Source organism: Asaia platycodi JCM 25414 (assembly GCF_000614545.1).
In the GTDB taxonomy this organism is placed as follows: Bacteria; Pseudomonadota; Alphaproteobacteria; order Acetobacterales; family Acetobacteraceae; genus Asaia; species Asaia platycodi.
The window spans coordinates 318,184-331,310 of sequence record NZ_BAKW01000001.1; the positions used below are offsets into that span (position 1 = coordinate 318,184).

A 13,127-nucleotide genomic window follows, 5' to 3' on the forward strand; every position below is an offset into this window, starting at 1 on the left:
ACATATTAGGTCACGAATATCACTCTCGTTAGTGTGATTTTACGCATAATGTCTGTTACGGTTAAGACGATTGGGCACACAGGGTGTTCTCCCGGCATTCAGTATGGGGCCCAATATGGATCAGTCTCTCGTTTACGCAGCGCATACCGGCCACGGTGATGGTGCTTCGTCCCAGTCTCCCGCATCACGTCCCAAGCTGGACCGTATTTTCAACGATCCCGATGGCGTGGTTGAAGACGGCGTGCGCGGTGCGCTTCTCGCCCATCCCGATATCATCGTCGAGACAGCCAATCCGCGTGTCGTCAAGCGCGCGAAGACCACGGGCCGACGCAAGGTCGGTGTGATCACGGGTGGCGGCTCGGGTCATGAGCTGCTTTCCTTGGATATGTCGGCACGGGCCTGCTGGATTCTGTGGCGATCGGTGAGATCTTTTCCTCGCCGACGGCAGTGAGCTTCCTCGATGCGATGAAGGAAGCCGATACGGGCGCAGGCGTCGCCTGTCTCTTCGGCAATTATGCGGGTGACACGATGAATGTCCGCATGGCTGCGCGCGATGCGCAGCAGGCTGGCATCAAGGTCGAGACCGTGGTTGCAACCGACGACGTCGCCTCGGCCCCGGCCAGCGAAGCCGAGCGTCGTCGTGGCGTTGCCGGTGAAATCCTGATGTGGAAGGCCGGGGGCGCCCGCGCTGAAGAGGGCGGCTCGCTGGATGAAGTCATCGCCGTGGCCCGCAAGGCCATTGCCAATACCCGCTCCATCGGTGTTGGTCTCACGCCCTGCACCATTGTCGCCAATGGTCACCCGAATTTCGCCATTGAGCTCGGCACGATGGAAGTCGGTATCGGCCATCACGGAGAACCCGGCGTATCGGTTCAGGAGCTTGGCCGCTCGCGCGACATCGCCAAGCTGATGCTCGAGCACATCCTGCCGGACCTGCCCTTCACCAAGGGCGATCGCGTGACGGTGCTGCTCTCGGGTCTGGGCGCCACCCCCATCATCGAACTCTATGTGCTTTACGCCGATGTGGCCGATCTCTTGAAGGAGAAGGGCATCGAAGTGGCGCATCGCTTCGTCGGCAATCTCTTTACGTCGCTCGAAATGAAGGGAGCCACGCTGACCGTTATGAAGACCGATGAGGAACTGGACCGCCTGATGGGTGCTCCGGCCGAATCCATCGGTCTGGTGCGCATCGGTGCCGGTGCTGCAGTTGCTCCTGCCGCTGAAGCCCCGACGGCCAAGGCCGATCCGGTCGAGGCTCTGGTCAAGACGGAGACGGGTGAAAAATACGTACCTAAGAGCGGCGTGCCTGTTGGTGAGACCACCAAGGTCATTCCGGCTCTGGTCGATGCCATCGTCAAGGCGCGCGACTGGCTGAGCGAGATCGACGGCAAGATCGGTGATGGCGATCACGGCATCAACATGGCCAAGGGTTTTGCCCGCTGTGGCGAGGCTCTGGGCGCCAATCCGCCGGTTATGGAAAAGGGTCTCGATGCTCTGTCCGACTCCCTGATGGCCGGTATCGGCGGCTCGATGGGCCCGCTTTATGGGCGCTTCTTTGAAGGCATGGCGATCCCGCTGCGTAATGTCGAGTTCCTCGACGGCAAGCTGTTCGCCCAGATGCTTGACGGGGCGCTCGCGGGTATCAATAGCTCGGTAATGCCCGGGTGGGTGACAAGACCCTTGTCGATACGCTGCAACCCTCCGTCGAAGCGTTTCACAAGGCTCTGGATGACGGTAAGTCGTTCGAACAGGCCCTGATTGCCATGTCGGAAGCGGCAGAGCGCGGCCGTGACTCCACGGTCGATCTAGTTGCCCGTATCGGCCGCGCCAGCCGCTTGGGTGAGCGTTCACGCGGCGTGCTCGATGCCGGTGCCACCTCCTGCTGCCTGATCCTTCAGACCATTGCGAAAGAACTTGAGGCCCCGGCGCGCAAGCACAACGCCTGATCAGCTTCATTTCTGAAAGACCCAATACCATGAACAACATCGTCACCCCCGATCTGGGCGCCCTGCAGAAAGAAGCAGTCAGCGTTACTCTGCCGACCAAGATGAATGCGGTTGTCGCCTACGAGCCTGGCGATTATCGCTGGGAAGAGGTGGATGTGCCCCGCGCTGGCCCCGACGACATCATCATTGAGGTCGAAGCGTTGGTATCTGTGCAGGCGATATCAAGTGCTTCCTAGGTGCACCGTCCTTCTGGGGCGACAAGGAGCAGCCGCGCTACGTCAAGCCGCCGATGATCCCGGGTCATGAATTCGTCGGTCGTGCCGTCGAGATCGGCGAGAACCTGCGCAGCCAGTACAAGATCGGTGATCGCCTGATCAGCGAGCAGATCGTTCCCTGCGACGATTGCCGCTACTGCAAGGGCGGTCAGTACTGGATGTGTGAACGTCACGACCTGTACGGCTTCCAGAACAACACCAACGGCGCGATGGCGAAGTATATGCGCTTCCCCAAGACGTCGCGCACCCATCGTGTTCCTGAGAACATGCCGCTCGACGCCGCAGCCCTGATCGAGCCCTATGCCTGCTCCGTTCATGCTGTGAACCGCGCCAATATCCAGTTGGATGACGTGGTGGTTCTGGCCGGTGCCGGTACGCTGGGGCTGGGCATGGTGGGCGCCGCCCGCCTGAAGAACCCCAGCAAGCTGATCGTGCTCGACACCAAGCAGGACCGTCTGGATCTGGCCAAGAAATTCGGTGCGGATATCGTGATGAACCCGCTCGAAGAAGACGTGGTGGCCAAGGTCAAGGAACTGACCGGCGGTTACGGCTGCGATGTCTATATCGAGGCGACGGGTCACCCTTCCAGCGTCCGTCAGGGCCTGCACATGATCCGCAAGCTTGGCCGTTTCGTTGAGTTCAGCGTGTTCGGTGATGAAGTGACCTGTGACTGGTCGATCATTTCCGACCGCAAGGAGCTGGACGTTCTGGGTTCTCATCTCGGCCCGTACTGCTACCCCTTCACCATCGCTGCCATTGCCGATGGTCGTCTGCCGGTCGAGGGCGTGGTGACCCACACCCTGCCGCTGGACCAGTGGAAGGAAGGTTTCGATTTGATGAAAAAGGGCGACAAATCCATCAAGACGGTTCTGATCCCATAAGATCGGCCCTCTCGCAGGTCAGAAAGGCGGCTCCGAAAGGGGCCGCCTTTTTTCGTTCAGATCGAAAGCGTGCCTTTGATATTGTGGATAACGGCCCCGCCGATCCAGATTGTGTCGCCTTCGCGCTCGACGACGATGCGGCCATTGCGTCCGAGCGCAGAACCCTGACATGCGATGTAGCGTGAGGGGGCCATGTTCTTCTCCATCAGCCATTGGGCGATGGCCGCATTGAGACTGCCTGTCACGGGGTCTTCAAAGCCTTGTCTGCCTCCGGCAAAGGCCCGTAGTTCGAATTGCGCCTCACTGCCCTCGGGGCAGGCGCCCACGACACCATATTGAGCGTTACCAATGATCTGCCAGTTCGGACAGATATCGCGCACGCTTTGCTGGTCCTGTAGATGCAGAACCTGCCAGCCGGGACCGTTATCTCCCCATGCGGCATCGAGCACCTTGTCGGGTGTCAGATTGAGCGCGGCGAGGGCCTGGGCATATTCTGCCGCACTCAGCGCGCCGCTTTTCCGTCTGGGAGGTGCTGCGAAAGCAAGGCGATTATCCTGCACTTTTACCCGCACGAGACCCACACCGCATTCCTGCACGATCATGCCTTCATGGCTGTTGCCGGGCAGCGCAGCCCAGACCGAAGCCGTGCCGAGTGTCGGATGCCCCGCAAAGGGAAGCTCTTCCGACGGGGTGAAGATACGCACGCGATAGGACGCTTCAGGCGTTGTCGGGCGCAGCAGAAACGTCGTTTCGCTCAGATTGGTCCAGTTGGCGATGCGCGCATCATGGCGTCGCTCAGATGGTCGGCGCCGGTGATGACGGCCAGGGGGTTGCCGCTAAACGGCTCCTGGGCAAACACATCGACCTGCCAGAATGCGTGGTCGCTCGTCATGTTTACTCCTGCTTTCTGATGAATATTTGGAGATCGTAACAGACAAAGCGTTGCAGGGGCATCGGGCGCCGAAAAATGCCACAAATCGCCGCGATAGCCGCTCCATGCCATCGCTCGAGAGGGAGCCAGCCCGATGACACGTAATGCCCGTATCAAGCTGCCGCTGGCCCGGCTGTCTCTGCTCGCGGTTGTTCTCGCTCCTCTGCCTGCGGCTCACGCTGCGGCGGGCAAGGTGCTGACGGGTCTATCGGCCCTGCGTGAGCGAGGCGTGGCCTTTCATGTGCAGAACACCAACGAGATGCAGGCCATGTTGAACGACCCAACGCCGTCGCATGAAAAGGGCGTTGGCAATGTAGGTATCGTGACCTACGGCAACGATATCGACTGGGAGCGTCTGGCCGGACTGTCCGGCGTCTCGACGCATATCGTGCTTGCGAGCGGTTATGGCGCGCCGACAAGCCGCAAATTCGGCGATCATCTGACCCCAAGCCAGGCGACCTATGGTGGGGTCGGCAACGTCGTGATCCATCTCGTATCGGCCTATATCGAGCGTTCGATGTTCTATGACCATCTCAATGCAGCAGTAGGGCGCATGACCTTCCTGTCCGATTTCTCCGCCAATCCGCTCTACTGCAATTTCATGAATGCCGCTTTCTGCGGCAATCCAAGAGCGGCGAGCGATAATACGGCCCATGCGGCGTTTCCTACGGCAACCTGGGGCGCGCGGTTCAGGGTACAGATCAGTGAGGCGCTTCAGCTTCAGTCGGGAGTCTATTTCACGCAGGCTGCGTCGCAATATGCGCTGTCGCAAATGCGAAGTGGCTTCAAGTTCAATGGCGCGACCATCGATGGAGAAGCCATTCCGCTTGAGCTCGCCTGGGCGCGCATGCGGGTAAGGGGGGTACGCTGCCGGGCCATTACAAGCTCGGCGCTGTTTACGATACAGCACCTCATACCAGCCTGTTCGAAGACCACGATGGTGAGATACTTGGTCTGACGGGTGCGCCTGCACGTGTTGTCGATGGATCGTGGTCAGCATGGGTTCTGGCCGATCAACAGCTGCTGCACTTCGCGGGGCGTGGCCCCGATGCGGGCCTGACGATACTGGCGAGCGCGTACTGGAATAACCCGCGCACGGCGCTCAGGGCGGCGCAATATTCCGTCGGTATAATGGTCCGCGGGCTGATACGTCAGCGCCCGCAGGACATGTTCGCTATCAACATGGCCTATACCCGCATCGCCCATCACGTCACTCGCGCGCAGCGGCGCCAGGCGGCACAGCAGAAGCCCGGCAGCGCTTCGACGCCTCTGGTGCAGCAAGATGCGCTGATTATCGAGGCGTTGTACCAGATCCATCTGATGCGCGGCATCACGGTGGCGCCAGATCTACAATATTACGTCCATCCGAACGCGCAGCGTAACCTGCGCAATCAATGGATGCTTGGGGTCAAGACCCAGATCGAATTCATCTGACCGCAGCCAGATTCGCGTCTGTCGCGCGCTGTCGCGTGACGCAAAAGGCACAGTTCGGGTCCGAGTTAAGAAAGATTTTAAGAATCGTTTGCATCTGTGCGTAACATGACGGTAACACCGCCGGCGAAGACGCGCCCGAGCGTTGTCATGTAATAGTTTGTCATTTTATCGAATTTCAAAGAGATATTTGAATGATGACAAAACATTTCAAAGTTATCGGGCGATGGTCTTTGGATTTGAAACCGGAAAAGTGGTGAAATCTATGCCAGAAGATTACGGATGCCGTTCTGACCATCAGCCATCGCGTGACGAAACACTGTCTTCATCTCGTGAAATGTCGAGAAAGCAGAAACGTCTTCTTCTTCTGGCACTGACGGCGGGTGTCGGTCTGGGGGGCGCCGAAGAGGCCGAGGCGCAGGAAAAGACTCCGGCTGACACGAAGACGACCGAAAGCTCGACCATGCAGCTGCCTGCGGTCAAGGTGCGCGGCGCGACGCCGGTCAACACCATGAACACCAACACTACGTCGCTCGATATCGGTCGCATGCCCGCCACAGTGCGTGAAACACCGCAGACGATCAGCGTCGTGCCCAAGCAGCTGATCGAAGAGCAGCGCGTCTTCACACTCGATCAGGCGCTCGCAAACGTGCCCGGCATCACCATGTCTGCCGGTGAAGGCAATGGCGGCATGAGCGGCGACCAGTTCCGCATCCGTGGCCAGCAGGCGCGTGGTGATATTTACGAAGACGGTCTGCGTGATTTCGGTAATTACGTCCGTGACGTCTACAACACCGAGAGCGTCGAGGTCGTCAAAGGCCCCTCCGGCCAGTATTTCGGCGCGGGCAATGTGGGCGGCGTGATCAATCAGACGCTCAAGAAGGCGCATCTGGGCAAGTCATTCGGCGCCGATCAGTCTTTTGGCAGCGGCATGCAGTATCGCGGTTCCGCCGATGCGAATTATGGCATCAACGCTCATACGGCTCTGCGTGTTAACGGCATGTATAACCAGCAGATGGTGGCCGACCGCAACAATGTGCGCACCGATCGCTACGGCGCTGCGGCCGATCTCGGCGTCGGGCTCGGTACCAAAAATACCTGGCACCTGAATTATCAATGGCTCGGCAGCCGTGGCCGCCCCGATTATGGCGTGCCCATGATCCAGACCGGTACGACATTCCGTCCGATAACCGAACGGGGCCTTGCACGCGACACCAATTATTCGCGGAATTTCGATCGTGATAGCGGCAATGTGCATATGGTCACGTCCAAATTCTCGTCGCAGATCGCAAAATGGCTCACTCTCTCCAACGATACGCGCTATTCGCATTACACCCGTGATTTCGCAGCGACCAATCCGGCCGCCTGCTCCGGAGCCTGTGCGACGGCTTTCCTCGCGGGCAGGAATCCGGCTCTGACCTATGGCGCCGGTGGCGGCATGGCGTATGAGCAGGCAGGCTGGGGCGTGCAGAACGTCACGATGGGCCATTCCAAATTCAAGACGGCCTTCCTGCATCACGATGTGCGCGCTGGTGTGGATATCAACTATACAAAAGACGATCGCGTCTATGGCACCTATATCAACCGGACCAACAACCAGCTGATCCGTACGCCGCAATTCGAATATCCCGGCACGCAGATCACCTATCCGGCTTCGGGCGGACGTACGTCCGATTTCCGCGATCTCGGCTTGTTCCTTGCCGACAAGATCAACCTGACCAAGCAGGTTTCGGTCTATGGCACGGTGCGTTGGGACAGCTATCGCGCGACCTACTGGAGTGCCGCTGCGGCCGCGCAGGGAGTGCAGAAGCAGAGCTCGAACAAGTTCAGCCCCTCTGCCAGCCTGATGTACGAACCGTTCGAGAACGCGACGTTCTACTTCACCTTTGCGCAGTCTTATAAGCCAGTCGGCACCGATGTGTCGTCCCTGACGGCGAGCTCTACCGGTATCAGCGATGTTGCGACGAACGGTCGTGATCTCAAGCCTCAGCGCAGCGATCTGTATGAGCTTGGTGGCAAGGCCGACTTCCTGAACAAGAAGCTGGGTGTCACGGCGGCGATCTTCCAGATCGAGCAGAACAACTCCTTCACGTATGACGATTTCGGACAGATCGTCACGGGCTTCTCGGATGCAGGTTCCGGTCGTCGGACGCGCGGACTGGAAGTGAGCGCGACCGGCAAGATCACGAATGACTGGGAGATCTATACGTCCTACGCCTATATGGGCGGCAAGGTGACGCATAGCGCTGCCTATCGTAACAACAAGGCGCCTCAGCTTCCTGCCAACAGCCTGTCGGTATGGAGCACCTATAACCTCTCCCGCCTCGTGCTGAAGCCTACCCAAGGAAAGCTCTCGGCTGGCGGCGGCGTTCAGTACTCCTCGGGTTACTGGGCAAACGAGGCTAATACGGCCCGCATGCCTGATAATGTGTCGCTCAATGCGATGCTCTCATATGACTATGAGCGCTATCATGTGCAGTTCAATGCGAACAACCTGACCAACCACCTCAACTATGCGTCTGCCTTCTCTGCATCCCGTGCTGTGCCGCTTTCGGGCCGCACCTTCCTCGGGTCGATCGGGCTGCGATTCTGAGGTGCGGGGCACGGCTCGATACGGGTCCCTGCGTGGCGGGAGGGGGATAAACTCCCTTCTCGTACCGCTTTTTATTGTGCCGGTGGTCCCTTGCCCGAAGCCGGGCGCCTGAGCCTGCCGAAACTCGCGGAGTTCTCTCCTGATGCCTGTTGCTGCGCCTGCTCTCGATGAACGTCTCAAGGCTGAGCTTTATCTCGCGCAATGGCATCTCGACCGTGGAGCGGTTCAGGAAGCCTATCGTCTATTCGTGCAGGCGGCTCAGTCACGCCACCCGACAGCGCTCAACATGCTCGGGCGCGCTTATGAGCGGGGCTGGGGTGTGCCGCGTGATGTCGAACTGGCGCGGATTCTGTTCGAGGCGGCGGCCGACGGCGGCGAGGGCTGGGCCTACTACAACCTTGCCGATCTCTATCTGATGGGTGACGGCGTGACCCGCGACAAGGCCCATGCCCATGCGCATTATGTCGAGGCAGCGCGCCATGGGGTCAGCAAGGCCTTCAACATGCTCGGCCTGCTTCACGAAGAAGGTTACGGCTCAGTCGTAGCCAACCACGATTACGCCCGCCATTATTTCGAGGCTGGAAGCGCCTGCGGTGATGACGCTGCCAGGATCAACCTTGACAGGCTGAAGCAGCAAGCCTCACGACCCCTCGTCTGAATGGATCAGCTGAAATCCTCAGAAATCAGAGCCGTAACAGGTGTCGTTCAGTTGACCGAAGCTTCCTTGCGCTCACCCATGGCGAAGGCTTTCAGAATGGACTCTGCGAGGAGTTTGGCAGCTTTCGGCGTCAATCGGAGATGTGCGGTCGGGGCAATGACAATTTCATTACCATGAGGGCGCTCAGCTGCGAGTGTCACCGTGATAATGCCACCGACATGCCCATAGACAGGCACGTTATCGGCAAAGATGATCGGCGCTGACTCGGCGTTGAGCGATGCGATGCCCTGTGCAATCTGGTGCAGGATCTTGTCTGAATTATTGTCTGCCATTTGCAGAATGCCTCTGGATATTTGAGAAATGCGGCTGATCGAGCCGAAAATGTTACAACAAGAAGAGGCTCACAATTTTTGCGACCGCAGGACGGGTTTCCGAAGATCATTCGCAACCTCGACTTACCTGCATACGTGACGTGTCCGGCATCCCACAAGGCCAAGTTTGAAGAATATCCATAATGTGAGCATTATGGATCTGTCATGTACTGATGCCGCACGTCGTTGCAGCCTGTCGTCAAATGATCATGCTGGCGCCTGTGGTGATGGGCGCTTGGGTATCGCCGCTGAACAGGATTGCCGATTTCTCTGCGAGAATATTGTTGAGGGTAAGGTCTGCACGTAACTTCCCGCTCGGGGTCCTGATGACATATCCCTTGCGTATTGCGTGATAGGCGAAGCGTGTGATCCTGAGGCGTTTCATCGTCTCGTAGAGCACACCCCTCAGATGTCGCTCATCAGGAGCTCCCTCGCATTCGATAATCAGGGTGGGGAGATCACGCTCTGGCAGGGAAGGTGGCACAACCAGGCACAGGGCGCCGTCCAGAGACTGGCTTAGCGAGAGCGCGATATCATTCGTGTAGAATGTAATGCCGTCATGGATGAATTTTTCACTTAGTCGGCCAACATGGAACAAATCGCCTTGGTGGATGAAGCCGAAATCCTGCGTTCTCAGATACCGAATGCCGTCGATCTCCACGAAGCTGAGCGCATTGCGCAACGGATTTTTGAGATACCCAACACTGACGCTCGGGCTATCGATCCAGATTTCGCCGACAAGACCTTCGTCCAGGAAAGCAAGGGTTTCGGGGTCGACGATATATACATGCTGACCTTCATGGGGCGCGCCGCAACTGGAAAGGGAGATTGTCCTTTCGCTGTTTTCCGTCTGTGTGGCGACAGCTCTGCCTTCACTAAGCGCAACGCGCTCGAAAGAAACGAGACGTACCCCTTCGCCCTTGACGCCTGATGTGACGAGCAGCGCGTTCTCAGCCAGACCATAGCAAGCGTAGAAGGCTTCTTTTCCGAAGCCGCAGTGACGGAACCTTCCGTAAAAACTCTCTAGCGTTTCGGGATTGATGTTCTCCGATCCATTGAACGCGATTTTCCAGCGCGAAAGATCCCACTGCGTGGAAGTCTCCTGCCCGGGCAGGCGGGCGCAGTATCGATAGGCAAAATCGGGGCCGCCTGAGATAGTTGCGCCATAGCGGCTGATTGCGTCGAGCCAGCGCGAGGGGCGCTCGATGAATTTGTCAGGTGCCATGAAATAAAAGGGATTTCCAGCAGCCAGAGCAGGGAGAACCGCGCCGACCAACCCCATGTCATGGGTGAAAGGTAACCAGCTCAATCCCGTATCATCATCTTGATATTGAAACGAAATGAGCTGGGTATGGATATTGTGGCAAATATTACGATGAGAGAGACATACCCCTTTCGGCTCTTCCGTCGAACCGGAGGTGTATTGCACGAGGGCAAGGCTGTCTGGTGTTGTCGCGACTGGATCCAGGGCACGAGGGGCATGAAGTGCGCTTTCGAGCGGGATCCATTTTACCGGATGGGATCGCGCTCCGTCCGGGTGAAAGAGCTGAAGCGTCTCTTTTTTGCCAAGAACCGCTTGCGCCTGACTATCCTGGAGAATGAACAGAAAACGTTCGCGAGCCCCAATCGAGCTGGGATAGATGCCAGAAACCGGGGTATGCCCGGCATAAAGGCACGCGAAAAACGCGACGATGTAATCCAGACCATTTTCGAACAGCAGAATGACGTGTGAACCCTGGTCGAGCGTACGAGCGAGATGAGCCGCCGCATGGCCCGCCTGTCTATGCAACTCCTCGGCACTGAGTTGTCCGGTGACATTCTCGCCGTCGCCCAGGAAGAGAAAAATCGGATTATTGCCTTTGGTCAGACGTCTGAAATGAAGCAGATCGACCAGGCTCCGTTCCTTCCATGCTTCGACGCCGACAAGTGATTGTTCTTCTTCATACATTCTTGAACTCCCGCAGTTTTCTCTTCGGCAAAGGGCTTCAGCCCTCGGCGGGAGGGGGCGACAGGGCCTGCTGATGCAAGGCGTCGCAATAGGATATGACATGCTCGGCGGAAATCAGCCGCGTGCACTCGAAATGCCTTGGCGTGTTTTGATGACGCGGGCAGAAGAGTAGGTTCGAATGTTCGAACGGTGTGCGCACGTCGTGCCAGCAGCTATTGCAGACATGGGGATTGAATACACGATAGGGGGTCTCGAACTCGTTCAACGGATGTGTGAATCCGCTGATCATGACCACTGGTGTTCCGGCCGCCCAGGCCAGCCAGGAAAGTCCGCTCGACAGTCCGATGAAGAAAGCGGCATGACGCAACCAGTGCGCACGCTCTGAAAGAGGGCGGTCTCCCGTCTCATCACGCGTCCCGTGGGGGATGTAATTCCAGTGGTTTCGATGGCCGGAAACGGCACTCTTGTCGATGCAGACGACCTCGTAGCCGAGGGATTTGAGATGGGAGATGACACTCAGCCAGCCATGTGGATTGTTCCAGTATTTGCACTGGCTCGAAGCCTGAGTTGCTATGACAACATAGGGGCCTTCAATAGGGCGGCCTGTTTCCGGCCATGGTACCAGGCGTGGGGGCACCTCGACTGGATCGACTTCGAGAATATATGCCGCAGTACGGTGCAGACCGACGAGGCGAAAATCAGAAGGCTGCCAGTCATTTGCCTTATCATTGAAATAGAGGCCTATGTAATAGGTGGCATAAGACAAATGCTTGATATTTTCATATTCGGCAAAGGTGCAGCATCGGATGCCAGGATACTGCCCTGCAAAAAGCTTGCAGGCTTCTGCATTCATGGCAATAATCAGCCGGCATTGGTGTTTCTGCTGGAATTTCACAGCGTAAGAAAACCAACCGATTGCGTCGCCCAGTGTTCCTCCAGGCAGTAGAATGGCGACGTCGCGATCGCGGCAGTCATAATCATGACTGAAAACGATTTCACCCGTTTCCACGGCGCGCACGTCGATGCGTGTGCGAATGAAATATTTCTTCGAACCGATAATCGTACAGGCGCCCGCTTCTGCACTGTAGAGGCAGATACTCCGGTCGATATCAGTCAGGCTAACATGCCAGCGTCCTTCAGGCAAAGTGACGCGTGCACCATGATTGAAATCAAATGAGATTCTAGCTGGAGCGGTTTGTGTCGCGACGTGAGGCGGCTCGGGAAAATTCTGATGGTCATGAACTGGCGAGGAAGCGGGTGTAGATTCGGGGCGGCGAAGTTCAGATGCGGCCGATGACATATCCGTTTCTGCGATCATTTCTGTTGCAGAGGCAGCGCTGCTCGAACCTGAATAATTCAGAATGGAGTCGATGATGGAATCGATGTTGCTCATGTCAGGCACAATCCTGCCGGTCCGCGATCAACTGCCGGATGACCTGTTCTACATGAAGCGCCGAGATCATCTTGGTACACTCGAAATCGCGCTCGCTGTCGGCATGGCGTGGACACCACATGTAATTTGTCCGCTCGAAATCAAGGTGATATCGTTGGAGCATCCGTTGCAGACATTGCGATTGATCACCCGATAGGGCGTGGCGAATTCGTTATAGGGTTCGGTAAAGCCGCTGATCAGCACGACGGGGCACCCTGCTGCCCAGGCCAGCCAGGAAAGCCCGCTTGAGAGTCCGATGAAAAAAGAGGCGTGGCGTAGCCAGCGTGCACGCTCACTCAAAGGTATCTGGCCCGTCATGTCTTCTGCGCCATGGGGCAAGTGGTGCCAGATCGTGCCGCTGCCTGAGACGCGATCGCGGTCTATACAAATAACCCGGTAACCCTGCTCTTTGAGAAAAGGATAATGCTCGACCAACCGGTGGGGTTGTTCCAGTATTTGTTGTGACCGGTAGCTTGTGTGGCGATGCACACATAGTTTTCCGCGATTGGCCTGTCACCTTCTGCAGTTCTGATTGACGGCAGTCTGTCAGTGGGAGGTAAACCAAGAATATAGGCGCCTGACACTCCCAGCCCGACCTGCCGATAATCTGTTGGCTGAAAGTCGCGATTTAAATCGTTGAAAAAAATGAGAACCTTGTACC

At 57.5% G+C, this 13,127-nt stretch carries 13 protein-coding genes and 1 pseudogene; 8 read left to right on the forward strand and 6 right to left on the reverse strand.

Annotated elements, in window-relative coordinates; translation table 11 throughout:
• Positions 1 to 115 precede the first annotated feature (115 nt).
• From JCM25414_RS24105 to JCM25414_RS15890, 4 genes and pseudogenes are all read left to right on the forward strand, one after another.
• Positions 116 to 451: a hypothetical protein gene (locus JCM25414_RS24105; RefSeq protein WP_242403230.1), complete on the forward strand. Its 336-nt coding sequence runs from the start codon at positions 116 to 118 to the stop codon at positions 449 to 451.
• Positions 412 to 1,946 (forward strand): annotated as a pseudogene (gene dhaL, locus JCM25414_RS22170) (dihydroxyacetone kinase subunit DhaL). Before JCM25414_RS24105 ends, dhaL begins: the two are co-directional and overlap by 40 nt.
• A 29-nt stretch (positions 1,947 to 1,975) precedes the next feature.
• Complete coding sequence (locus JCM25414_RS24110) at positions 1,976 to 2,182, forward strand: hypothetical protein (protein WP_242403232.1); 207 nt, start codon at positions 1,976 to 1,978, stop codon at positions 2,180 to 2,182.
• A complete protein-coding gene (locus JCM25414_RS15890) occupies positions 2,167 to 3,102 on the forward strand; it encodes a zinc-binding dehydrogenase (RefSeq protein WP_242403261.1) in 936 nt (311 codons plus the stop codon). The genes JCM25414_RS24110 and JCM25414_RS15890 overlap by 16 nt, the downstream gene beginning before the upstream one ends.
• 56 nt (positions 3,103 to 3,158) lie before the next feature.
• Here JCM25414_RS15890 and JCM25414_RS15895 read toward each other — a convergent pair whose 3' ends face one another.
• Complete coding sequence (locus JCM25414_RS15895; protein ID WP_369345963.1) at positions 3,159 to 3,878, reverse strand: PhzF family phenazine biosynthesis protein; 720 nt, start codon at positions 3,876 to 3,878, stop codon at positions 3,159 to 3,161.
• A complete protein-coding gene (locus JCM25414_RS26285; protein ID WP_369345959.1) occupies positions 3,857 to 3,994 on the reverse strand; it encodes a PhzF family phenazine biosynthesis protein in 138 nt (45 codons plus the stop codon). The genes JCM25414_RS15895 and JCM25414_RS26285 overlap by 22 nt, the downstream gene beginning before the upstream one ends.
• Positions 3,995 to 4,127: 133 nt before the next feature.
• Here JCM25414_RS26285 and JCM25414_RS25675 point away from each other — a divergent pair, with 133 nt between their 5' ends.
• From JCM25414_RS25675 to JCM25414_RS15905, 4 genes are all read left to right on the forward strand, one after another.
• On the forward strand, positions 4,128 to 4,991 hold the full coding sequence (locus JCM25414_RS25675; protein ID WP_051535606.1) for a carbohydrate porin: 864 nt from the start codon (positions 4,128 to 4,130) through the stop codon (positions 4,989 to 4,991).
• On the forward strand, positions 4,901 to 5,467 hold the full coding sequence (locus JCM25414_RS25680; RefSeq protein WP_277910936.1) for a carbohydrate porin: 567 nt from the start codon (positions 4,901 to 4,903) through the stop codon (positions 5,465 to 5,467). The genes JCM25414_RS25675 and JCM25414_RS25680 overlap by 91 nt, the downstream gene beginning before the upstream one ends.
• 334 nt (positions 5,468 to 5,801) lie before the next feature.
• Entirely contained in the window at positions 5,802 to 8,057 is a 2,256-nt protein-coding gene (locus tag JCM25414_RS01475; protein WP_035442478.1) for a TonB-dependent receptor, read from the forward strand.
• Between the two features lie 142 nt (positions 8,058 to 8,199).
• Positions 8,200 to 8,715: a tetratricopeptide repeat protein gene (locus JCM25414_RS15905; protein ID WP_051535608.1), complete on the forward strand. Its 516-nt coding sequence runs from the start codon at positions 8,200 to 8,202 to the stop codon at positions 8,713 to 8,715.
• Positions 8,716 to 8,762: 47 nt separating this feature from the next.
• Here JCM25414_RS15905 and JCM25414_RS15910 read toward each other — a convergent pair whose 3' ends face one another.
• From JCM25414_RS15910 to JCM25414_RS24120, 4 genes are all read right to left on the reverse strand, one after another.
• Positions 8,763 to 9,047 (reverse strand): hypothetical protein, encoded by a 285-nt coding sequence (locus tag JCM25414_RS15910; protein ID WP_025823789.1) that lies wholly within the window; start codon positions 9,045 to 9,047, stop codon positions 8,763 to 8,765.
• 238 nt (positions 9,048 to 9,285) lie between these two features.
• A complete protein-coding gene (locus tag JCM25414_RS01485) occupies positions 9,286 to 11,034 on the reverse strand; it encodes an AMP-binding protein (protein ID WP_025840494.1) in 1,749 nt (582 codons plus the stop codon).
• A 37-nt stretch (positions 11,035 to 11,071) separates the two neighbouring features.
• The gene (locus JCM25414_RS01490; protein ID WP_051535632.1) at positions 11,072 to 12,352 is read right to left on the reverse strand and encodes an autotransporter strand-loop-strand O-heptosyltransferase; all 1,281 of its coding nucleotides are present in this window, start codon (positions 12,350 to 12,352) and stop codon (positions 11,072 to 11,074) included.
• Positions 12,353 to 12,493: 141 nt separating this feature from the next.
• Positions 12,494 to 12,901: a glycosyltransferase family 9 protein gene (locus tag JCM25414_RS24120; protein ID WP_025840497.1), complete on the reverse strand. Its 408-nt coding sequence runs from the start codon at positions 12,899 to 12,901 to the stop codon at positions 12,494 to 12,496.
• Positions 12,902 to 13,127: the final 226 nt, after the last annotated feature.

Bases quoted from the DNA above. Each gene is read 5' to 3' on its own strand.
- JCM25414_RS24105 (WP_242403230.1), top strand. From the start codon at position 116: ATGGATCAGTCTCTCGTTTACGCAGCGCATACCGGCCACGGTGATGGT.
- JCM25414_RS24110 (WP_242403232.1), top strand. From the start codon at position 1,976: ATGAACAACATCGTCACCCCCGATCTGGGCGCCCTGCAGAAAGAAGCA.
- JCM25414_RS26285 (WP_369345959.1), bottom strand. From the start codon at position 3,994: ATGACGAGCGACCACGCATTCTGGCAGGTCGATGTGTTTGCCCAGGAG.
- JCM25414_RS25675 (WP_051535606.1), top strand. From the start codon at position 4,128: ATGACACGTAATGCCCGTATCAAGCTGCCGCTGGCCCGGCTGTCTCTG.
- JCM25414_RS01475 (WP_035442478.1), top strand. From the start codon at position 5,802: ATGTCGAGAAAGCAGAAACGTCTTCTTCTTCTGGCACTGACGGCGGGT.
- JCM25414_RS15905 (WP_051535608.1), top strand. From the start codon at position 8,200: ATGCCTGTTGCTGCGCCTGCTCTCGATGAACGTCTCAAGGCTGAGCTT.
- JCM25414_RS15910 (WP_025823789.1), bottom strand. From the start codon at position 9,047: ATGGCAGACAATAATTCAGACAAGATCCTGCACCAGATTGCACAGGGC.
- JCM25414_RS01485 (WP_025840494.1), bottom strand. From the start codon at position 11,034: ATGTATGAAGAAGAACAATCACTTGTCGGCGTCGAAGCATGGAAGGAA.
- JCM25414_RS01490 (WP_051535632.1), bottom strand. From the start codon at position 12,352: ATGATCGCAGAAACGGATATGTCATCGGCCGCATCTGAACTTCGCCGC.